At 50.6% G+C, this 231-nt stretch carries 1 pseudogene; it reads right to left on the bottom strand.

The features are described 5' to 3' along the window. Positions 1-231 (bottom strand): annotated as a pseudogene (locus tag ACO0LI_RS30795) (IS5/IS1182 family transposase); the annotation flags it as partial.

Genomic DNA, 231 nt, shown 5'->3' on the forward strand with positions numbered 1-231 from the left:
AATACCATTGATTGCCTTTTTTGGTCTGGCGCATTTCCGGATCACGTTTGCCTTCTTTGTTCTTGGTGGAAGAAGGTGCTGAAATGATCGTAGCATCGACGATGGTGCCGCCCGACACTTTCATTCCCCGCTCCTGCAAATGACGGCCTACTTCTTCGAAGATTCGTTTGCCAAGGTCATGGCGCTCCAGCAGATGCCGGAATTTGCACACTGTTGTTTCATCCGGCACTG

Origin of the sequence: Undibacterium sp. Tian12W (assembly GCF_049339405.1) — a bacterium.
Lineage (GTDB): Bacteria > Pseudomonadota > Gammaproteobacteria > Burkholderiales > Burkholderiaceae_D > Undibacterium.